At 60.0% G+C, this 20,565-nt stretch carries 22 protein-coding genes; 10 read left to right on the top strand and 12 right to left on the bottom strand.

Features of this window, described 5'->3' with window-relative positions:
- Nucleotides 1-21: 21 nt before the first annotated feature.
- The 4 genes from trkA to def form a co-directional block, all read right to left on the bottom strand.
- Nucleotides 22-1,395, bottom strand: a complete 1,374-nt coding sequence (gene trkA / locus ACI5GA_RS16090; protein WP_421423382.1) for a Trk system potassium transporter TrkA — start codon at nt 1,393-1,395, stop codon at nt 22-24.
- A gap of 146 nt (nt 1,396-1,541) precedes the next feature.
- The gene (gene rsmB / locus ACI5GA_RS16085; RefSeq protein WP_421423381.1) at nt 1,542-2,864 is read right to left on the bottom strand and encodes a 16S rRNA (cytosine(967)-C(5))-methyltransferase RsmB; all 1,323 of its coding nucleotides are present in this window, start codon (nt 2,862-2,864) and stop codon (nt 1,542-1,544) included.
- The gene (fmt, locus tag ACI5GA_RS16080) at nt 2,861-3,820 is read right to left on the bottom strand and encodes a methionyl-tRNA formyltransferase (RefSeq protein ID WP_421423380.1); all 960 of its coding nucleotides are present in this window, start codon (nt 3,818-3,820) and stop codon (nt 2,861-2,863) included. The genes rsmB and fmt overlap by 4 nt, the downstream gene beginning before the upstream one ends.
- 122 nt (nt 3,821-3,942) lie before the next feature.
- Entirely contained in the window at nt 3,943-4,449 is a 507-nt protein-coding gene (def, locus tag ACI5GA_RS16075) for a peptide deformylase (RefSeq protein ID WP_404639421.1), read from the bottom strand.
- Nucleotides 4,450-4,585: 136 nt separating this feature from the next.
- Here def and ACI5GA_RS16070 point away from each other — a divergent pair, with 136 nt between their 5' ends.
- The 3 genes from ACI5GA_RS16070 to ACI5GA_RS16060 all read left to right on the top strand — a co-directional run bounded on the left by ACI5GA_RS16070 (nt 4,586) and on the right by ACI5GA_RS16060 (nt 7,446).
- A complete protein-coding gene (locus tag ACI5GA_RS16070; RefSeq protein WP_404639423.1) occupies nt 4,586-5,611 on the top strand; it encodes a LysM peptidoglycan-binding domain-containing protein in 1,026 nt (341 codons plus the stop codon).
- Nucleotides 5,612-5,736: 125 nt separating this feature from the next.
- Nucleotides 5,737-6,849, top strand: coding sequence for a DNA-processing protein DprA (gene dprA / locus ACI5GA_RS16065; RefSeq protein ID WP_404639425.1), 1,113 nt, complete (start codon nt 5,737-5,739; stop codon nt 6,847-6,849).
- A 39-nt stretch (nt 6,850-6,888) separates the two neighbouring features.
- Nucleotides 6,889-7,446, top strand: coding sequence for an L-threonylcarbamoyladenylate synthase (locus tag ACI5GA_RS16060; RefSeq protein WP_404639427.1), 558 nt, complete (start codon nt 6,889-6,891; stop codon nt 7,444-7,446).
- A 63-nt stretch (nt 7,447-7,509) separates the two neighbouring features.
- Here ACI5GA_RS16060 and ACI5GA_RS16055 read toward each other — a convergent pair whose 3' ends face one another.
- Entirely contained in the window at nt 7,510-8,487 is a 978-nt protein-coding gene (locus ACI5GA_RS16055; protein ID WP_404639429.1) for an NADPH:quinone reductase, read from the bottom strand.
- Between the two features lie 169 nt (nt 8,488-8,656).
- Here ACI5GA_RS16055 and hemF point away from each other — a divergent pair, with 169 nt between their 5' ends.
- Both hemF and aroE read left to right on the top strand, forming a co-directional pair.
- The gene (hemF, locus tag ACI5GA_RS16050) at nt 8,657-9,577 is read left to right on the top strand and encodes an oxygen-dependent coproporphyrinogen oxidase (RefSeq protein WP_421423379.1); all 921 of its coding nucleotides are present in this window, start codon (nt 8,657-8,659) and stop codon (nt 9,575-9,577) included.
- Complete coding sequence (aroE, locus tag ACI5GA_RS16045; RefSeq protein WP_404639433.1) at nt 9,577-10,404, top strand: shikimate dehydrogenase; 828 nt, start codon at nt 9,577-9,579, stop codon at nt 10,402-10,404. The genes hemF and aroE overlap by 1 nt, the downstream gene beginning before the upstream one ends.
- Nucleotides 10,405-10,625: 221 nt before the next feature.
- Here the strand turns inward: aroE and choX are convergent, their stop codons facing one another.
- Entirely contained in the window at nt 10,626-11,555 is a 930-nt protein-coding gene (choX, locus tag ACI5GA_RS16040) for a choline ABC transporter substrate-binding protein (RefSeq protein WP_421423378.1), read from the bottom strand.
- A 38-nt stretch (nt 11,556-11,593) separates the two neighbouring features.
- Complete coding sequence (betC, locus tag ACI5GA_RS16035) at nt 11,594-13,099, bottom strand: choline-sulfatase (protein ID WP_404639437.1); 1,506 nt, start codon at nt 13,097-13,099, stop codon at nt 11,594-11,596.
- Between the two features lie 114 nt (nt 13,100-13,213).
- Here betC and ACI5GA_RS16030 point away from each other — a divergent pair, with 114 nt between their 5' ends.
- Nucleotides 13,214-14,164 carry a choline sulfate utilization transcriptional regulator gene (locus ACI5GA_RS16030; protein WP_404639439.1) on the top strand — a complete coding sequence of 317 codons (951 nt, stop codon included), beginning with the start codon at nt 13,214-13,216 and terminating at the stop codon, nt 14,162-14,164.
- Between the two features lie 45 nt (nt 14,165-14,209).
- Entirely contained in the window at nt 14,210-14,542 is a 333-nt protein-coding gene (locus ACI5GA_RS16025; protein WP_404639441.1) for a DOPA 4,5-dioxygenase family protein, read from the top strand.
- Nucleotides 14,543-14,666: 124 nt separating this feature from the next.
- On the opposite strand, the gene ACI5GA_RS16020 is transcribed toward ACI5GA_RS16025, so the two are convergent.
- The 3 genes from ACI5GA_RS16020 to trpB form a co-directional block, all read right to left on the bottom strand.
- A complete protein-coding gene (locus ACI5GA_RS16020) occupies nt 14,667-15,134 on the bottom strand; it encodes an anti-virulence regulator CigR family protein (protein WP_421423377.1) in 468 nt (155 codons plus the stop codon).
- A 125-nt stretch (nt 15,135-15,259) separates the two neighbouring features.
- A complete protein-coding gene (trpA, locus tag ACI5GA_RS16015) occupies nt 15,260-16,072 on the bottom strand; it encodes a tryptophan synthase subunit alpha (protein ID WP_421423376.1) in 813 nt (270 codons plus the stop codon).
- A complete protein-coding gene (gene trpB, locus ACI5GA_RS16010) occupies nt 16,072-17,298 on the bottom strand; it encodes a tryptophan synthase subunit beta (RefSeq protein WP_404639447.1) in 1,227 nt (408 codons plus the stop codon). The genes trpA and trpB overlap by 1 nt, the downstream gene beginning before the upstream one ends.
- Before the next feature lie 125 nt (nt 17,299-17,423).
- Here trpB and ACI5GA_RS16005 point away from each other — a divergent pair, with 125 nt between their 5' ends.
- Nucleotides 17,424-18,323, top strand: a complete 900-nt coding sequence (locus ACI5GA_RS16005; RefSeq protein ID WP_404639449.1) for a LysR family transcriptional regulator — start codon at nt 17,424-17,426, stop codon at nt 18,321-18,323.
- Here the strand turns inward: ACI5GA_RS16005 and ACI5GA_RS16000 are convergent, their stop codons facing one another.
- Nucleotides 18,324-18,650, bottom strand: a complete 327-nt coding sequence (locus tag ACI5GA_RS16000) for a DUF883 family protein (RefSeq protein ID WP_404639451.1) — start codon at nt 18,648-18,650, stop codon at nt 18,324-18,326.
- A 179-nt stretch (nt 18,651-18,829) separates the two neighbouring features.
- On the opposite strand from ACI5GA_RS16000, the gene ACI5GA_RS15995 reads away from it, so the two are divergent.
- Together ACI5GA_RS15995 and ACI5GA_RS15990 are read left to right on the top strand one after the other, a co-directional pair.
- Nucleotides 18,830-19,045, top strand: a complete 216-nt coding sequence (locus tag ACI5GA_RS15995; RefSeq protein WP_404639453.1) for a dodecin — start codon at nt 18,830-18,832, stop codon at nt 19,043-19,045.
- A gap of 143 nt (nt 19,046-19,188) precedes the next feature.
- Nucleotides 19,189-19,413, top strand: a complete 225-nt coding sequence (locus ACI5GA_RS15990; RefSeq protein ID WP_404639455.1) for a DUF1161 domain-containing protein — start codon at nt 19,189-19,191, stop codon at nt 19,411-19,413.
- Between the two features lie 131 nt (nt 19,414-19,544).
- Here ACI5GA_RS15990 and ACI5GA_RS15985 read toward each other — a convergent pair whose 3' ends face one another.
- Entirely contained in the window at nt 19,545-20,546 is a 1,002-nt protein-coding gene (locus tag ACI5GA_RS15985) for an LLM class flavin-dependent oxidoreductase (RefSeq protein WP_421423375.1), read from the bottom strand.
- Nucleotides 20,547-20,565 lie beyond the last annotated feature (19 nt).

Genomic DNA, 20,565 nt, shown 5'->3' with positions numbered 1-20,565 from the left:
TTCCAGCACGCAACGCCTCCTTTAGAAAAAGCTCAAGCCCACCTGAAACAGCCGCTCCACGTCGCGAATGTGCTTTTTATCCACAAGGAACATGATCACGTGGTCGCCGGATTCGATGACCGTGCTGTCGTGGGCGATCAGCACCTGCTCATCCCGCGTGATTGCGCCGATGGTAGTGCCGGGCGGCAGGTTGATGTGCATGATCGCCTTGCCAATCACCTTGCTCGATTTGGCATCGCCGTGCGCCACGATCTCGATGGCTTCCGCCGCGCCCCGACGTAATGAGTGCACGCTGACGATATCGCCCCGCCGCACGTGAGCCAGCAGGGTGCCGATAGTCGCCAGTTGCGGGCTGACCGCGATGTCGATCTCGCCACCTTGTACCAAGTCCACATACGCCGGGTTGTTGATGATGGTCATGACCTTCTTGGCACCCAGCCGCTTGGCCAGCAGCGACGACATGATGTTGGCTTCGTCGTCGTTGGTCAGGGCCAGGAACAGATCGGCGTTGTCGATGTTCTCTTCCATCAACAGGTCGCGATCCGAGGCGCTGCCTTGCAGGATCACGGTGCTATCGAGGTTGTCGGACAGATACCGGCAACGCGCCGGATTCATCTCAACGATCTTTACCTGATAGCGACTTTCGATGGCCTCGGCCAACCGCTCACCAATTTGCCCGCCCCCGGCGATGACGATGCGTTTGTAGCTTTCGTCGAGACGGCGCATCTCGCCCATCACCGCGCGAATGTCCGCCTTGGCGGCAATGAAGAAGACTTCGTCGTCCGCTTCGATGACCGTATCGCCTTGCGGAATGATCGGACGATCACGCCGGAAAATGGCTGCAACCCGTGTGTCGACGTTCGGCATGTGCGCGCGTAACTGGCGAAGTTGCTGACCGACCAGCGGACCGCCGTAATAGGCCTTCACGGCGACCAGTTGCACCTTGCCCTCGGCAAAGTCGATCACCTGCAAGGCGCTCGGATACTCGATCAGGCGCTTGATGTAATTGGTGACAACTTGCTCGGGGCTGATCAGCACGTCGACTGGAATGGCCTCGTTGTCGAACAGACCGGCGCGGGTCAGGTACGCCGACTCGCGTACCCGGGCGATTTTGGTTGGGGTGTGGAACAAGGTGTACGCGACCTGGCAGGCGACCATGTTGGTTTCGTCGCTGCTGGTGACTGCGACCAGCATGTCGGCGTCGTCCGCGCCTGCCTGGCGCAACACGGTCGGGAACGAGCCACGGCCCTGAATCGTGCGGATGTCGAGGCGATCCCCGAGCGCACGCAAGCGATCGGCATCGGTGTCGACTACGGTGATGTCATTGGCTTCGCTGGCGAGGTGCTCCGCGAGCGTGCCGCCGACCTGCCCTGCACCGAGAATGATGATCTTCAATCAGTCTCTCCCTGAAATGATGTTCGTCGCCTCACGAAGCACTTTGTGGGAGCCGGCTTGCTGGCGAATGCGTCGGATCAGACAACACAACATTGAATGGCACACTGTATTCACCAGCAAGCCGGCTCCCACAAGGGCAGATGTGATCATGCACCCGCAGAAATCTTGATGAGCTTGGCGTAATAGAACCCGTCATGCCCGCCTTCCTGTGCCAGCAACTGGCGGCCATGCGGCTGTTTGAGGCCCGGTGGCGGGTTGCCCTGTTGCCCGGCAATATCCAGTTCGCGAGCACCCGGCGTGCGGGCCAGGAATGCGTCGATCACCTCGGTGTTCTCGGTCGGCAACGTCGAGCAGGTGGCATACAGCAGCATGCCGCCCACTTGCAGCGTCGGCCATAGCGCATCGAGCAATTCGCCTTGCAGCGTCGCAAGGGCCGGAATGTCGTCGGCCTGGCGAGTCAGCTTGATGTCAGGGTGACGACGAATCACCCCGGTGGCCGAACACGGCGCGTCGAGCAGGATGCGTTGGAACGGCTTGCCGTCCCACCACTGATCAGTCGCGCGGGCGTCGGCGGCGATCAGTTCGGCGCTCAGGCCCAGGCGGTCGAGGTTTTCCTTCACCCGCACCATGCGCTTGGCTTCCAGGTCCACGGCCACGACGCCGGACAAGCCCGGTTGCACTTCCAGCAAATGACAGGTCTTGCCACCCGGCGCGCAGCAAGCATCGAGCACGCGCTGCCCCGGTGCCAGTTCCAGCAGGTCTGCGGCCAGTTGTGCCGCTTCGTCCTGAACGCTGATCCAGCCTTCGGCAAATCCCGGCAGCGAACGAACGTCGCCCGGCTCATTCAGGACAATGCCGTCCTGACTGAACGTGCTCGCCATGGCTGCGATACCGGCGTCTTGCAGTATCTGAAGGTATTGATCGCGGGTTTTGTGACGACGATTGACCCGCAGAATCATCGGCGGATGAGCGTTGTTTGCCGCGCAGATCGCTTCCCAGTGCTCGGGCCACGCGCCTTTCAGCGCTTTTTGCAGCCAGCGAGGGTGAGCTGTGCGCACCACCGGATCATGTTCCAGCTCACTCAGCAGCGCTTCGCCTTCGCGCTGGGCTCGGCGCAATACGGCGTTGAGTAGCGCCTTGGCCCATGGCTTTTTCAGCTTGTCTGCGCAACCGACCGTCTCGCCGATGGCGGCGTGAGCGGGGATGCGCGAGTAGAACAACTGATAGAGGCCGACCAGCAGCAACGCTTGTACGTCGGTGTCGGCAGCCTTGAACGGCTTTTGCAGCAATTTGGCCGCCAGCGCTGACAGGCGAGGCTCCCAGCGCGCGGTGCCGAATGCCAGATCCTGAGTCAAACCGCGATCACGGTCATCGACCTTGTCCAGTTGAGCAGGCAGCGAGCTGTTCAGCGAAGCCTTGCCGCTGAGTACAGCAGCCAACGCCTTGGCGGCGGCGAGACGTGGATTCATTGGCCGTCTACCGGTTGGCCGAGCACGGCGCCGGTCGAGAACTTCTCACGGCGGCTGTTGAACAAGTCAGAAAAGCCCAACGGCTTGCCACCTGGCAATTGCAGGCGGGTGAGGCGCAGCGCGTTTTGTCCACTGGCCACGATCAGACCGTCTTTGCTGGCGCTGAGAATCGTACCCGGCTCGCCCTTGCCTTGAGTGACGTGGGCGGACAGCACTTTCAGCGCTTCGCCATTGAGCGTGCTGTGGCAGATCGGCCATGGGTTGAAGGCGCGCACCAGACGCTCCAGCTCATCGGCAGGACGGGTCCAGTCGATACGTGCTTCATCTTTGTTCAATTTGTGTGCGTAGGTTGCGAGGCTGTCGTCCTGCACCTCGCCGATCAGCGTGCCGTCTGCCAGACCGGCGATGGCCTGCACCACAGCAGGCGGGCCCAGTTCTGCCAGACGATCATGCAGCGTGCCGCCCGTGTCTTCGCCCGAAATTGGCGTGGTGACCTTGAGCAGCATCGGGCCGGTATCCAGACCCGCCTCCATGCGCATCACGGTCACGCCGCTCTCTGCATCACCCGCCTCGACGGCGCGCTGAATCGGCGCCGCACCACGCCAGCGCGGCAGCAGCGAGGCGTGACTGTTGATGCAACCCAGACGCGGGATGTCGAGCACCACTTGCGGCAGGATCAGGCCGTAAGCGACTACCACCATCAAGTCAGGCTTGAGCGCCGCGAGTTCAGCCTGAGCTTCCGGGGCGCGCAGGGTTGGCGGTTGCAGTACGGGAATGTCGTGTTGCAGGGCGAGTTGTTTGACCGGGCTGGGCATCAGCTTCTGGCCACGGCCCGCCGGACGATCCGGCTGGGTGTAGACCGCGATTACCTCATAAGGGCTGTCGAGCAGGGCTTTGAGGTGTTCAGCGGCAAATTCCGGGGTCCCGGCGAAGACGATGCGCAGTGGCTCAGTCATGGGCTTCTCTTGAGAGTTTGACTGTAGGAGCGCGCTTGCCCGCGAGGCGGTGGGTATGACGCATCAATTTGGCAGACTCACCGCAATTAGCGGTCAAGCGCACTCCTACGAATGAGGGAGGATCAAGCGTTCTGCTTGTGTTGCTTTTCCAGCTTTTTCTTGATCCGGTCACGCTTGAGCGTAGACAGGTAGTCGACGAACAGCTTGCCGTTGAGGTGATCGCACTCGTGCTGAATGCACACGGCGAGCAGGCCTTCGGCGATCAGTTCGTAAGGTTTGCCGTCGCGGTCCAGCGCCTTGACCTTGACCCGCTGCGGGCGGTCGACGTTCTCGTAGAAGCCAGGCACCGACAGGCAGCCTTCCTGGTACTGATCCATTTCGTCAGTCAGCGGCTCAAGCTCAGGGTTGATGAACACCCGTGGCTCGCTGCGATCTTCCGAGAGATCCATTACAACGACGCGCTTGTGTACGTTAACCTGCGTCGCAGCCAGACCGATGCCAGGTGCTTCGTACATGGTTTCAAACATGTCGTCGACCAACTGGCGAATGCCGTCGTCCACCTCAGCCACTGGCTTGGCGATGGTGCGCAGGCGCGAATCGGGAAATTCGAGAATGTTTAAAATGGCCATATACGTAAGAGCTGCACTAGTAGGGTAAAGTCAAAATCGGCTGCTAGGCTTGGGACGTTTCAAGCGAAGGCAGCCATAGAAGTCTCGCAGGACTCCATGTTTCACGCGAAGCCAACATGATAAAGGGATTCACCGCATGAGGAAATCACTACTCGCCCTGCTGCTGTTGGCCGCGACAGGCTTTGTTCAGGCGCAAGTACAACTCAGGGAAGGCCATCCAGAGACGTACACCGTCGTCGCCGGTGACACACTTTGGGACATTTCCGGGAAGTTTCTCGCTCAGCCCTGGAAGTGGCCACAGATCTGGCGGGCCAACCCTCAGGTGCACGACCCGGACCTGATCTACCCCGGCGACACCCTGAACCTCATCTATGTCGACGGCCAGCCGAGAATCGTGGTCAACCGGGGTGAGTCTCGCGGCACCATCAAATTGTCGCCCCGTGTGCGCAGCACGCCGATTGCCGAGGCTATTCCGACCATTCCGCTAGGCGCGATCAATGCGTTTCTGCTGAACAACCGCATCATGGACACGGCCAAGCAGTTCGATGATGCGCCTTACGTGGTGGCCGGCAATGGCGAGCGGGTGCTCAGTGGTGCTGGCGACCGTATTTACGCGCGGGGCCAATTCAGTCCGGAGCACGTGTCCTACGGCATCTTCCGCAAAGGCAAGACGTACTACGACCCTGACACCAATGCCGTGTTGGGCATCAACGCGGATGACATTGGCAGTGGTGAAATCGTCGCCAGTGAGGGCGACATCGGGACTGTCCAGATGCAGCGCTCCACGGAAGAAGTGCGTCTGGGGGACCGCTTGTTCGTCAGCGAAGAACGGGCGATCAATTCGACCTTTACCCCCAGTGAGCCAAAGCAAGACATCAACGGCGTGATTATTGATGTGCCCCGTGGCGTGACCCAGATTGGCGAGTTCGACGTGGTGACACTGGACCGGGGCAAGCTTGACGGTCTTGCGGAAGGCAACGTGCTGGCGATCTACAAGACGGGCGAGAAAGTGCGTGACCGGGTGACGGGCGAACAGATCAAGATTCCGGACGAGCGCTCCGGCTTGCTGATGGTGTTCCGCACGTATGATCGGTTGAGTTACGCCATGGTCTTGCACGCCACCCGATCTTTGGCGGTGAATGACAAGGTTCGCAATCCGTAATCCTATGTATCAGCTTTAAAACACATTTTCCCACCGGCATGCTTCACTTATCTAAACGTTGTTAACAGAGTTATCCACAGGTTTGCCCGCCCTTTGAGGCGGGCTCTGTTTTCAAGGAAGAACTCATGCCGTTGTTCGAAAATGCCGGGCAGTCGCCTGCCGAACTGGAGGCGCGTTTGCGTCTTCATCGACTGCCCGAGATCGGTCCCAAGCGTTTCAAAACTCTCATCGATGCCTTTGGCAGTGCGTCCGCTGCGCTCAGTGCTCCGGCCACAGCGTGGCGTTCACTACGCCTTCCCGCCGCCAGTGCGGATGCCCGTCGCGACCCAGCCGTGCGTGATGGTGCAAGCGCTGCATTGCGCTGGCTAGAGCACTCGGACCAGCATTTGCTGATGTGGGACGATCTTGATTACCCTGCTTTGCTGGCGGAAATTCCCGACCCGCCACCGCTGCTTTTCGTTGCGGGTGATCGCACGTTGCTGGAGCGACCGCAGCTTGGAATGGTCGGCAGTCGTCGCGCTTCGAAGCCTGGGCTGGATACGGCGGCAGCGTTTGCACGGAGTCTGGCCGGGGCCGGTTTTGTCATCACCAGCGGCCTGGCATTGGGCATTGACGGTGCTGCTCATCAGGGCGCATTGGATGCAAAAGGTGCCACGATCGGGGTGCTCGGCACGGGAATCGAAAAACTTTATCCACAGCGTCATCGTCAGTTGGCGACCACCATGGTGGCACAGGGTGGCGCGGTCGTTTCCGAGCTACCGCTGGATACCGTGCCCCAGGCGAGCAACTTTCCCAAACGCAATCGCATCATCAGCGGGTTATCACTTGGCGTGTTGGTGGTCGAGGCCAGCGTGCGCAGTGGTTCGCTGATCACGGCGCGTCTTGCGGCGGAACAGGGTCGGGAGGTGTATGCGATTCCGGGATCGATTCATCACCCCGCTGCGCGAGGTTGTCACCAACTGATCCGGGACGGGGCAACGTTGGTGGAAACCGTCGACCATATTCTGGAAGGTTTGCAAGGCTGGAAAAACCTGGCGCCTGCCAGCGGGCCTGTGGAAAATGTTGCGGCACCCGCTCATCCCCTTCTCAATCTGTTGCACGCGGCACCGCAGACCAGCGAGACTCTGGCGGCCAGCAGCGGATGGCCCTTGCCCAAAGTGCTGGCGGCGTTGACTGACCTTGAACTGGAAGGTGGCGTGGTGTGTGACGCCGGACGATGGTTTGCCCGGCCGCGCTGAGGTTAAACTGCCGGCCAGCGATAAATCGGAGAGCGAACGATGGTCAGCAGTTGGCGTGTGCAACAAGCCGCACAAGAGGTCCGGGCCGGGGCGGTGATTGCCTATCCAACGGAAGCGGTGTGGGGATTGGGGTGCGACCCGTGGAATGCCGAAGCGGTGTATCGCTTGCTGGCGATCAAGGAGCGGCCTGTGGAAAAAGGGCTGATCCTGATTGCCGACAATATTCGCCAGTTCGATTTTTTGTTCGAGGATTTCCCCGAATTGTGGATCGACCGCATGGCCAGCACCTGGCCGGGGCCGAACACATGGCTGGTGCCCCATCAAGGCATGCTGCCTGACTGGGTCACCGGTGGGCGTGACACGGTTGCGCTGCGCGTCAGCGATCATCCCCAAGTGCGTGAATTATGTGCGCTGACCGGCCCGCTGATCTCCACTTCAGCCAACCCGACAGGCCGCCCTGCGGCGCGTTCGCGCTTGCGGATCGAGCAGTATTTCCATGGGCAACTGGATATGGTGCTGAATGGCGAGTTGGGCGGACGGCGTAACCCAAGCGTGATTCGCGATCTGGTGACCGCCGAGGTCGTGCGCGCGGGTTGAGGTGGTGCTTTGATCGTTCCCACGCGGAGCGTGAGAACGATCAGGCAAGGGAGGGGTACGCCGTTACGGCACCAGAATGATCGACCCCGTGGTGCGACGGCCCGACAGGTCCGTGTGCGCTTGGGCTGCGTCTTTCAGGGCGTATTTCTTTATGTCGTCGACCTTCACTTTGCCACTGCTGACCATCGCAAACACCTCGTCAGCCATGGCTTGCAAGGCTTCAGGGCTGTTGGCGTAGGAGCCTAATGTCGGGCGGGTGACGTAGAGCGAGCCTTTCGACGCCAGAACGCCCAGATTCACACCGGTGACCGCACCCGATGCGTTACCAAAGCTGACGAGCAGGCCGCGTAATTCCAGGCAATCCAGCGAGGTTTCCCACGTGTCTTTACCCACGCCGTCGTAAACCACCGGCACTTTCTTCCCATCGGTCAGCTCGAGCACGCGCTTGGCCACATCTTCCTTGCTGTAATCGATTACTTCCCAGGCGCCGTTGGCCTTGGCGTGAGCGGCTTTTTCCGCAGAGCTGACAGTGCCGATCAATTTCACGCCGACAGCTTTGGCCCACTGACAGGCAATCGAACCCACGCCACCGGCAGCGGCATGGAACAGGATGGTTTCTTCAGGACGAATTTCGTAGGTCTGGCGGAACAGGTACTGCACGGTCAGGCCCTTGAGCATGATCGCGGCGGCTTGTTCGAAGCTGATGTTATCCGGCAGCTTCACGATATTGGCAGCCGGTGTCAGGTGCAGTTCGGCATAGCTGCCCAGAGGACCTGTGCCGTAACCCACGCGATCACCGACCTTGACGTGAGTGACTTCGCTGCCAACGGCCTCGACTACGCCCGCGCCTTCGTTACCGAGGCCCGACGGCATCGCGGCAACAGGATACAGGCCGGTGCGGAAATAGGTTTCGATGAAGTTGACGCCAATCGCTTTGTTGCGCACGAGGACTTCTTTCGGGCCTGGTTTGGCCGGCTCGAAGTCGACGTATTCGAGCACTTCAGGGCCGCCGTGGGCGCGGAACTGGATACGCTTTGCCATTTGCTTTCTCCGTCATGGATCGAAACTGCTGGAACAAAACAGGAACACTATAGAGCGTCGTAAAAGATCCTATCGGACTCCTTCGTTTGGCCGTCGTCAACTGCGAGGCCGGTCTGGCAGGTGTATGCTACGCGCCAATTTCGAAGCACCGTCATTTCAAGGTACTGCCATGTCCTTTCGCACCGACGCCGTCAAAGCCTATCTGCTGGATCTCCAAGACCGGATCTGCGCTGCTCTGGAGCAAGAGGACGGCAATGCCCGTTTCGTCGAAGATGCCTGGGAGCGCCCAGCCGGTGGTGGCGGTCGTACCCGCGTGATCGAGAACGGCGATGTCTTCGAGAAAGGCGGCGTCAATTTCTCCCATGTCTTCGGTTCAGGTCTGCCCCCCTCTGCCAGTGCTCATCGCCCGGAGCTGGCGGGTCGTGGCTTTGAAGCGCTGGGCGTGTCGCTGGTGATGCATCCGCACAACCCACATGTTCCGACCTCTCACGCCAACGTGCGTTTCTTCATCGCGGAAAAAGAAGGCGAAGAGCCAGTGTGGTGGTTTGGGGGCGGCTTTGACCTGACGCCTTATTACGGCGTCGAGGAAGATTGCGTTCACTGGCACCGCGTGGCCGAGCAGGCCTGTGCACCGTTCGGCGCGGACGTCTATCCGCGTTACAAAGCCTGGTGCGACCGCTATTTCCACATCAAGCATCGCAACGAGCCGCGCGGTGTGGGTGGGTTGTTTTTCGATGACCTGAACGAGTGGGATTTCGACACCAGTTTCGCTTTCCTGCGCGCCATTGGTGACGCTTACGTCGAGGCGTATTTGCCCATCGTGCAGCGCCGCAAAGCCACGGCCTACACACCACAGCAGCGCGAATTTCAGGAATTCCGCCGTGGGCGTTACGTGGAATTCAACCTGGTCTATGACCGCGGCACGCTGTTCGGCTTGCAGTCAGGCGGGCGTACCGAATCGATCCTGATGTCGCTGCCCCCACAGGTTCGCTGGGGCTACGACTGGAAAGCCGCACCGGGCAGTGAAGAGGCGCGTCTGACCGAGTACTTCCTGCAAGACCGCGACTGGCTGGCCGAGGAGGTGAAGTGATGACCGATCAATACGTCGTTTTCGGCAACCCTATCGCACACAGCAAATCGCCGTTGATCCATCGCCTGTTCGCTGAGCAGACCGGTGAAACGCTGCAGTACCAGACCGCGCTGGCTCCTTTGGAGCGCTTCACGCCTTTTGCCAGGCACTTCTTCGAGACCGGCCGAGGCGCCAACGTCACGGTGCCATTCAAGGAAGAGGCCTATCGTATGGCCGATCAACTGACAGAGCGTGGTCGTCGTGCGGGGGCGGTGAACACGCTGGCGCGTCAGGCCGATGGCAGCCTGTTGGGGGATAACACCGACGGCGCCGGGTTGGTGCGGGATCTGAAGGTCAATTACGGCGTGACGCTGAAAGATAAACGCATCCTGCTGCTGGGCGCGGGTGGCGCAGTGCGTGGCGCGCTTGAGCCATTGCTGGCCGAAGAGCCATACGTGCTGGTGATCGCCAATCGTACCGTGGAGAAAGCCGAGCAGCTGGCTCAGGAGTTCATCGAGTTGGGACCGGTACTGCCTGCGGGTTATGACTGGTTGGAAGAGCCGTTCGACGTGATTATCAACGCTACGTCGGCCAGCTTGTCGGGCGAATTGCCGCCGATTGCGCCGAGCCTGATTCAGCCAGGTAAAACCTTCTGCTACGACATGATGTACGCCAAGGAGCCGACCGCCTTCTGCCGCTGGGCCACGGAACATCAAGCCGGGCAAGCGGTGGATGGATTGGGGATGTTGGTAGAACAGGCTGCCGAGGCGTTTTACCTGTGGCGCGGGGTGAGGCCGGAATCGGCGCCGGTTTTGGCAGAGTTGCGGCGGTTGATGGTCGAAGGTTGACGCTGCAACTCATGTGGGAGCCGGCTTGCTGGCGAAAGCGGTGGGTCAGTTACAGATGAATTGCCTGACACTGCGCATTCGCCAGCAAGCCGGCTCCCACAAGGATTGCATCGAATTAAAATATTTCGATCCACGCCCACCCTGTGGGAGCCGCCTTGGTGGCGAAGGCGGTGCGTCACGCGACAGATTAGTCATCGGCACAACGCCGTCGCGACTGGGTGTTAGAGCTTCGCCTTCACCGCAGCCAACGCATCCTTGTCATCGATGGTTTTCACACCCTCCAGCCACTTATCCAGCACCGCCGGGTTGGCCTTGACCCAGGCTTTGACCGCGTCGGAGTTGCTGACCTTCTTCTCGACCACTTCCTGCATGATGCTGTTTTCCATGTCCTGAGTGAACGTCAGGTTGGAGAACAGTTTGGCCACGTTCGGGCAGGCATCGGCATAGCCTTTGCGGGTTACGGTGTACACGCTGCCGGTCTCACCGAAGTATTTCTCGCCACCCTTCAGGTACTTCATGCCCTTGATCTGAACGTTCATCGGGTGCGGGGTCCAGCCGAGGAAGACCACGAATTCTTTTTTCTTCACGTTGCGTTGTACTTCAGCCAACATCGCCTGTTCGCTGGATTCAACCAGCTTCCAGTCGGCCAGGTCGAACTCGTTCTTTTTGATGATCTCCTGAATCGACGCGTTGGCCGGAGCCCCCGAGCCGATGCCGTAGATCTTCTTGTGGAACTTGTCGGCGAACTTGTTCAGGTCGGCGAAGTTATGCACCCCCGCGTCGTAGACATAATCCGGGACGGCCAGGGTGAATTCGGTGCCCTCCAGGTTCTTCGCGTACTGCGTCACGTCCCCCGTGGCGATGAACTTGTCGTAAAAGCCCTGCTGTGCAGGCATCCAGTTGCCCAGAAAAACGTCCATTTGACCGTCTTTGAGACCACCATAGGCAATCGGCACTGCCAGCGTATCGACCTTGGTTTTGTAACCCATGCCGTCCAGCAGAAAACCCGCCGTGGCGTTGGTCGCAGCGATGTCGCTCCAACCCGGATCGGCCATCTTCACCGTGCTGCAGCTCGGTGCATCAGCGGCGTGTGTTACGACGCTGCCCAAACTCATCACCGCAACCGCCAGCGTTGTGAACAACTTCTTCATGGTGTGCCCCTTTTTGGTTTTTTAGGTGTTGGCAGGGTTCAAGGTTGTGGATAACGGGCCTTGCGCTCCAGATCGTCCAGATCGATATGGTTGCGCATGTATTGCTGACTGGCGTCTACCAGCGGCTGGTGATCCCAACTCTTCAGCTTGCCGAGGGTCAGCGATTCGGCAACGAAACGCCGACGACGCTGACTGGCGAGCACCTGGTGGTGTATCGCCGGAATGTCCCACTTGGCCCTTGCTTCAGCCAGGAACGCGTTGAACAGGTCGCGATGAGCATCAGACTGGCTTAGCTCTTCCTGTTCCTTCGGATCGTTATGCACGTCGTACAGCAGACATGGGTCCTGTTCCGAATAGATGAATTTGTAGGCGCCGCGACGAATCATCATCAGCGGGCTGGTGGTGCCTTCGGCCATGTATTCGCCGAATACTTCGTCGTGGCCGCCTTCGTTTTGCAAGTGCGGTAACAGTGAGCGGCCGTCCAGCGGAAGACCGCTTTCCAGCTCGCCCTGCGCCAGTGCAACGAAGGTCGGCAACAGGTCAGCGGTGGACACCGCAGCCTTCACGCGGCCTGCCTTGAACTGCCCCGGAGCGTACACCAGCAGTGGCACCCGAGCGGACATTTCGAACCAGTGCATTTTGTACCAGAGGCCACGCTCGCCGAGCATGTCGCCATGATCGCCCGAGAACACGATGATGGTCTCGTCGGCCAGGCCCGTGTCTTCGAGGGTCTTCAGCAATTTGCCGATGTTATCGTCGATGTAACTGCATGCGCCGAAATACGCGCGGCGGGCGTCGCGGATCTTGTTTTCCGGCAGCGGCTTGTCCCACAGGTCGTAGACCTTGAGCAGACGCTGGGAATGCGGGTCTTGATCGGCCTGAGCCGGTGGCGCAGGCGGCATCGGAATCTCGTCGTCGCTGTAGAGGTTCCAGTATTCCTTGGGAATGGTGTACGGGTCATGCGGATGGGTCATCGACACCGTGAGGCAGAACGGCTGGTCGCGGTCTTCACGCACGCGGTCGTAGAGGTACTGCTGAGCCTTGAACACCACTTCTTCGTCGAAATCGAGCTGGTTAGTGCGCACGCACGGGCCGGCTTGCAGCACCGACGACATGTTGTGATACCAGGTCGGACGCACGTCGGGTTCATCCCAATTCACGGCCCAGCCATAGTCGGCGGGATAAATGTCGCTGGTGAGGCGTTCTTCGTAACCGTGTAACTGGTCAGGGCCACAGAAGTGCATCTTGCCGGACAACGCAGTGTGGTAACCCAGCCGGCGCAGGTAGTGGGCGTAGGTCGGAACATCGGCCGCAAAATCGGCAGCGTTGTCGTAAGCGCCAATCTTGCTCGGAAGCTGGCCGCTGACCAGAGTAAAGCGCGAAGGTGCGCACAGCGGGCTGTTGCAATAAGCAGCGTCGAACACCACGCCGTCAGCGGCGAGGCGGCTCAAATTCGGCATCTTGATCGGGGACTGGGCGTAAATCGGCAACATCGGCGCGGCCATTTGATCGGCCATGATGAAAAGAATGTTCTTGCGCTTCATGTCTTCGCGGCATTCCATAGTGAATATTTATGCGAAATTGCTGCTCCAGAGAATGAAACCCATGAGGTCAGCGGTAAAGCCCATAAAACACAATGCCTAGGATAAGCCACGCTTATGTTTGAAGCCCTTGGTGATATGTCGTTGGACCTGCTGCGCGGTTTCGAAGCCGCTGCCCGTTTGCGCAGTTTTACGGCAGCGGCCATCGAACTTGGCACCACTCAACCCGCCATTAGTCAGCAAATCAAAAGGTTAGAAGAACAATTGGCCACGCGCCTGTTTGATCGCATCTACCGGGGCATCGAACTGACCGACGCTGGCGAGATTCTGTTCAACCATGTGCAGGCCGGGTTGCAGTCGATGGACGCCGGATTGAGCCTGATTACAGAGCAGCATCAACATGAGGTGTTGCAGGTGGCGACCGACTTCGCCTTCGCGGCGTACTGGCTGATGCCTCGTCTGCATCGCTTTCACCAGGCCAACCCCGACGTCGACGTCAGCCTGGTCACGAGCGAGCGCAGTCACAGTATGCTGCGCGCGGATATCGACGTGGCGGTGCTGTTCGGCGATGGCCGGTTCAAACAGGGAGAAAGCCATTGGCTGTTCAGCGAAGAAGTGTTCCCGGTGTGCAGCCCCAAATTGCTCGCTGGGCGTGAACTGCCGTTGCGGCCCGAGGCGTTGAAAGAGTTTCCCCTGCTGCACTTGCGTGGTGAAGGCGGCAATAACTGGTTCGATTGGGGCGGCGTGTTTCGCGCGTTGAACATCGCTCAGGCGCCTGCGCCGGGGCAATTGCGCTTCGACAATTACACGCTGTTGATTCAGGCAGCGATTGGCGGGCAAGGTGTGGCGATTGGCTGGCGGCATCTGGTGGATGATTTGCTGGATCAGGGGCTGCTGTGTCGTCCTATCGACGCTGCGGCGATTTCTGCTTACGGCTATTACATCGTGCTGCCCCAGCGCAAACGACGGGTGCAAATTGTACAGCGGTTTGTCGACTGGTTAAAAAGTGAACAGGCGCTAAGCGGTGACTTATTGATCGGCAAGCCACTGCCATCGATTGCCGTTTGAGGTTTGTCGCGTTCCCTGTAGCAGTACACATTTTGAGGACTGAGCATGTCATCCATCGAGGGCTACCATGCCCACGTTTACTTCGACGCGCAAACCCTCTCGCAGGCGCGGGCCTTGTGCGAGAGCGTTGCGGCGAAATTCGATATTCGTATGGGGCGCGTGCATGAACGCCCTGTGGGGCCGCATCCGGACTGGAGTTGCCAACTGGCGTTCAGCCATGAGCAGTTCGCCGATGTGATGCTTTACCTGGCGTTGAATCGTGGCGGGTTGGTGATCTTCACGCATCCGCTGACTGGCGATGATCTGGCGGATCACACTGAACACGCGATCTGGATGGGCGGAGTGCGGGAGCTGAATGTGGGGATGTTCAGGAAGTGATGGATCGTATCCACGCTCTGCGTGGGTATGCATTTAGCGACGCTCCGCGTCGCATGGGCCGCGGAGCAGCCCGACCGGTGTTCCCACGCAGAGCGTGGGAACAATCGACGGTGGAGCGCGCGGCTTAGTTCAGCACACCATCCAAAATTTCGTAAACGATCCCGCTGCCAATCGCGACCAGCACGATGTCCGGGCCGAGGCGGCGCCATTCGTAGCCGTCGTAGCGTGGCAGGTATTCCAGCGAGCGGGCGTCCAGACGGCGGCCATAGCCATGGGGCAGCGGACGACCCTTCACGATGTGCACGTTCGGCGGCAGCGGCTGGCCGCGCCCGATGACTTCACGGTGTTCCTGAATCGTGCGGCGAACGTCGCCGAAATCAGCAGGAGGGCGTCCGCCACCGGCATGATTGTCAGGGCGATGATCATTGCCGCGATTATTCTGCGGGCCACCTTGCGGGCCATGGTCCTGATGCTGGCCAGGGCCATGGTCGTCGTAGCCGCCACGCTGATCGGGCGGCGCGGCCTGTACCAGCGCGCTGGCGCTGACCAGCAACACACCGACTCCGGCGATCAAACGATTCGAGACTTTCATGCAACGTGCTCCTGAGCAAATTCGAGTCAGCAAAAAGGGGTTCAGACACAGGTCCTGAACCCCTTTGCTGTACTGCTTAGTCTGCTAACGAAGGCGGAGATTCCTCTGTATCAGGAACTTTACCTTCAGGATACGCGGGCCTTACGAACACCTTCCGACAGCTCCGAACACAGCTTCAATACGCCGCTGACTGCCTGATCCGCTGAGGGTGCATTGGCAATCTGATCGATCAATGCCGAACCGACCACCACGCCATCGGCAATCCGTGCGATGGCTGCCGCTTGTGCCGGGGTACGAATCCCGAAACCGACGCTGATCGGCAGGTCCGAATGACGACGCAGGCGCGCCACCGCTTCTTTGACGTGCTCGATGGTCGCCGAGCCCGCACCGGTTACACCGGCAACGGACACGTAGTAAACGAAGCCCGAGCTGCCGTTCAACACGGTTGGCAGGCGGTTGTCGTCAGTGGTCGGCGTGGTCAGGCGGATAAAGTCCAGACCGGCGTCCTGTGCAGGGTCACACAGCTCATTGTTGTGCTCTGGTGGCACGTCGACCACGATCAGGCCATCAACGCCGGACTCGTGAGCCTCGGCGATGAAGCGCTCGACGCCGTAGTTGTGAATCGGGTTGTAGTAACCCATCAGCACCAGCGGCGTGGCGTTGTCTTCAGTACGGAACTCGCGAACCATTTGCAGGGTTTTCGCCAGGTTTTGCTTGGCGCCCAGTGCGCGAATGTTCGCCAACTGGATCGCAGGGCCGTCAGCCATCGGATCGGTGAAGGGCATGCCTAACTCGATCACGTCGGCACCGGCTTTTGGCAGACCTTTGAGGATTGCCAGCGAGGTGTCGTACGCCGGGTCGCCTGCGGTGATGAAGGTCACCAAGGCGGCGCGGTCTTGCTCTTTCAGCTCGGCAAAGCGGGTTTGCAGGCGGCTCATCAGTGTTTCTCCTGCTGGGACAGATCCAGATGGTGCATGACGGTTTGCATGTCCTTGTCGCCGCGACCGGACAGGTTGACCACCATCAGGTGATCTTTCGGCAGCGTCGGTGCGCGTTTGAACACTTCGGCAAGGGCGTGGGCGCTTTCCAGCGCCGGAATGATGCCTTCCAGACGGCAGCACTGGTGGAACGCGGCCAAGGCTTCATCGTCAGTGATCGAGGTGTATTCGACGCGGCCGATGTCGTGCAACCAAGCGTGCTCAGGGCCGATGCCTGGGTAATCCAGACCGGCAGAAATCGAGTGGGCGTCGATGATCTGGCCATCGTCGTCTTGCAGCAAGAAGGTGCGGTTGCCGTGCAGAACCCCCGGAACACCGCCGTTCAGGCTGGCCGCGTGCTTGCCGGTTTCGATGCCGTGACCGGCTGCTTCGACGCCGATGATGCGCACGGTGGTGTCATCCAGGAACGGGTGGAACAGGCCCATGGCGTTGGAACCGCCGCCGATGCAGGCGACCAGGCTGTCGGGCAGACGGCCTTCGTGTTCTTGCAACTGCTCGCGGGTTTCCTTGCCGATCACGGCCTGGAAGTCGCGCACCATCGCGGGATAAGGGTGTGGACCGGCGACGGTGCCAATCAGGTAGAAGGTGCTGTCGACGTTGGTGACCCAGTCACGCAGCGCTTCGTTCATGGCGTCTTTCAGGGTGCCAGTGCCCGCAACAACCGGAATCACAGTGGCTCCCAGCAACTTCATGCGGAACACGTTTGCCTGCTGGCGCTCGATGTCGGTGGTGCCCATGTAGATCACGCATTCCAGGCCGAAACGCGCGGCCACGGTGGCGGTCGCCACACCGTGCATGCCTGCGCCGGTCTCGGCGATGATGCGTTTCTTGCCCATGCGGCGGGCCAGCAGGATCTGGCCGATGCAGTTGTTGATCTTGTGCGCGCCAGTGTGATTCAGCTCTTCGCGCTTGAGGTAGATCTTCGCGCCGCCGCAATGCTCGGTCAGGCGTTCAGCGAAATACAACGGACTTGGACGGCCCACATAGTCGCGCTGGAAGTAGGCCAGTTCTTTCTGGAATGCAGGATCGTTCTTCGCCGCTTCGTACTCGCGGTTCAGATCGAGGATCAGTGGCATCAGGGTTTCAGCGACGTAACGGCCGCCGAACGCGCCGAACATGCCGCGATCGTCGGGGCCATTGCGGTATTGGGTCTCAGTCTGGGACATCGGAACCTCCGAGTGACGAATCGAATGGGGTGAGCCGTTGAGGCAGTGAACACACTTTAACTAGCGCCATAGCGTGTGAAAACCGATAAGATCGCCGCAACCTGTCAGAAAAACTCACAGATACCATGAGCCGAGACCTGCCCCCTCTCAATGCATTGCGCGCCTTTGAGGCCACAGCCCGCCTGAACAGCGTCAGTCACGCGGCCGAGCAACTGCACGTCACCCATGGCGCGGTCAGTCGCCAGCTCAAGGTGCTGGAAGAGCACCTGGGCGTGAGTCTGTTCAGCAAGGACGGGCGCGGCCTTAAACTCACAGATGCAGGCGTGCGTCTGAGAGATGCCAGCGGTGAGGCATTCGACCGGCTGCGCAGTGTCTGCGCCGAGCTGAGCCAAGGTGGCGTCGATGCGCCGTTCGTACTGGGTTGCTCGGGGAGTCTGCTGGCCCGCTGGTTCATTCCGCGATTGGGGCGGTTGAACGCCGACCTGCCGGACCTGCGTTTGCACCTTTCTGCAGGCGAAGGCGATCTTGATCCTCGTCGCCCGGGCCTGGATGCCCTGCTGGTTTTCGCCGAGCCGCCGTGGCCCGCTGACATGCAGGTGTTCGAACTGGCCAGCGAGCGAATCGGCCCAGTGTTGAGTCCTCGCTTTGCGCGCTTCCAAGCCTTGCGCCATGCGCCTGCCAACGCGTTGTTGAACGAGCCGCTGTTGCAAACGACATCTCGACTACAGGCTTGGCCCAGTTGGGCGAAACACAACGGTATCCATCCTGACGCGTTGAAATACGGTCAGGGCTTCGAGCATTTGTATTACCTGCTGGAGGCGGCCGTTTCTGGACTGGGTGTCGCTATCGCGCCCGAGCCGCTGGTGGCGGACGACTTGAAGGCCGGGCGCCTCGCTGCGCCGTGGGGTTTCAGCGAAACCCCGGCGCAACTGGCGCTATGGGTGCCCAAACGCGCGGCTGACGGACGTGCCCGGCAACTGGCGGATTGGCTCAGGCAAGAGCTGGCACGCTCCGGTCAGGCCTGATCAGTTGCCGCGCTTGCACAGCAGGTAGGCGGCCAGCAGGCCGATTGCGCCTACTGCGACACCGGCGGTAGTCCATGGGTGTTCCTGCGCGTAGTCGCGGGTAGCAACGCTGGCTTCGCGGGTTTTCACTTTCGCGTCTTCATAGACGTCGCTCAGCAGGCTGCGCGAATGGCTCAGGGCGCTTTCGGCGTTGGCCTTGAGGGTCTTCAGGGTTTTGCGCGACTCGTCCGAAGCGTCCGACTTCAAGCTCTCCAGGGATTTGAGCAGACTCTCGATCTCAGCTTCCATACTTTGCAATGACGCTTTACGGGATGACGTGAATGCCATGATTGACTCTCCTGCAGTGATGAGTGGCGTGTGTTGTTTCCGACTACAGGGCTTTCAGAAAGTGCAGTGCGGTTTTGACGCGCCGTTTTTTGTGAACTTTTCGGGTGGTTCTCGCGCCAGACAGAGACAGCGATTTTTCACTGCTACGCTGCAATCGAGACCACTTTTGGAGAACTGCCATGTCTGATCATCACACCTACAAGATGCTTGAACTGGTCGGCTCGTCGACCATCGGCACCGACGACGCGATCCAGAATGCCATTGCCCAGGCCGCAAAATCCGTGAAGCACATGGAGTGGTTCGAAGTGCTGGAAACCCGGGGACACATCAGGGACGGCAAGGTCGCGCACTTTCAGGTAACCCTCAAAGTGGGCTTCCGCATCGATAATAGCTGATGAACTTTTGAACTGGCTGAATGCCACAACCTTCGCTATACATACCGCGCCGTTCGTGAATTCGGACGCGGGTTTCATGTATCAGGCCGCCTTGTTTGGCGGCCTCTTTCGCTTGAAAAGCGCCTGACGAAGGAGTGTGACCGATGAAGAAGTTTCTTTTGGCGGTAGGGCTGTTGAGTATCGCGGGCACCACCTTTGCGGCCGGTAAATCGTGCGATGACGTGAAAGCGGAGATCGACGCGAAGATCAAGGCCAAGGGCGTGGCGTCTTACACCCTTGAGGCTGTGGATAAAGGTAGCGCGGCAGACGGCAAGGTCGTCGGCACCTGCGAAGGCGGCAGCAAGGAGATTGTTTACAAGCGCGGCTAGTCCAGCCCGCTGCATTTCCCTTGTGGGAGCCGGCTTGCTGGCGAAAGCGTTGTGTCAGGCCCCATTGATGTACCTGATAGATCGCATTCGACAGCAAGCCGGCCCCCGCACCGTTTGGCCAAGCTTCGGGATCAGCTCCGTGCGACCTGCGCCAGAATCTCGTACGAGCGCAACCGGTCGGCGTGTTCGTACATGTCGCAGGTGAAGATCAGTTCATCGGCGTCGGTCTGTTCCAGCAGCACGTCCAGTTTGGCGCGGATCTTTTCAGGACCACCCACCATCGCCAGCCCCAGAAAATCCATCACCGCTTCGCGCTCATGAGGCAGCCACAGGCCGTTCATGGTGTCGACCGGAGGCTTCTGCATCAGGCTCTGTCCGCGCATCAGGTTGAGGATGCGTTGGTACACCGATGTCACCAGATAGTCCGCCTGCTCGTCGGTATCAGCGGCGGCCAACGGCACACCCAGCATGACATAAGGCTTGTCGAGCACGGCCGAAGGCTGGAAGTGATTGCGATACACACGAATCGCCTCGTGCATGTAGCGCGGCGCGAAGTGCGAGGCGAAGGCGTACGGCAAACCGCGCTGACCAGCCAATTGCGCGCTGAACAGACTCGACCCTAGCAGCCAGATCGGCACATTGGTGTTGGTGCCGGGAACAGCGATCACACGTTGATGCGGCTGGCGCGGCCCGAGGTAGCTCATCAGTTCGGCGACGTCATCCGGGAAATCATCGGCACTGCCAGAGCGTTCACGACGCAGGGCGCGTGCAGTCATCTGATCGGAGCCGGGTGCGCGGCCCAGGCCCAAGTCGATACGGCCGGGAAACAGACTGGCCAATGTGCCGAACTGCTCGGCAATTACCAGGGGGGCATGATTAGGCAGCATGACGCCGCCCGAGCCGACGCGAATAGTCGAGGTGCCTCCAGCCAGATAGGCCAGCAGCGTGGACGTGGCCGAGCTGGCGATGCCATCCATGTTGTGGTGTTCGGCTACCCAGAAACGGTTGTAGCCCCATTTTTCGACGTGTTGCGCCAGATCCAGCGAGTTGCGCAATGAGACCGCCGGGCCTTTGTCTTCGCGCACCGGCACCAGGTCGAGGGTAGAAATCTTCACATCATTCAGACGTTTCATAGGCCGTGGTGAATCCTCT

Origin of the sequence: Pseudomonas sp. Pseu.R1 (assembly GCF_045764065.1) — a bacterium.
Classification (GTDB): domain Bacteria; phylum Pseudomonadota; class Gammaproteobacteria; order Pseudomonadales; family Pseudomonadaceae; genus Aquipseudomonas.
Note: the sequence above shows the minus strand (reverse complement) of the source record. Positions and strands in the feature narration are given on the sequence as shown.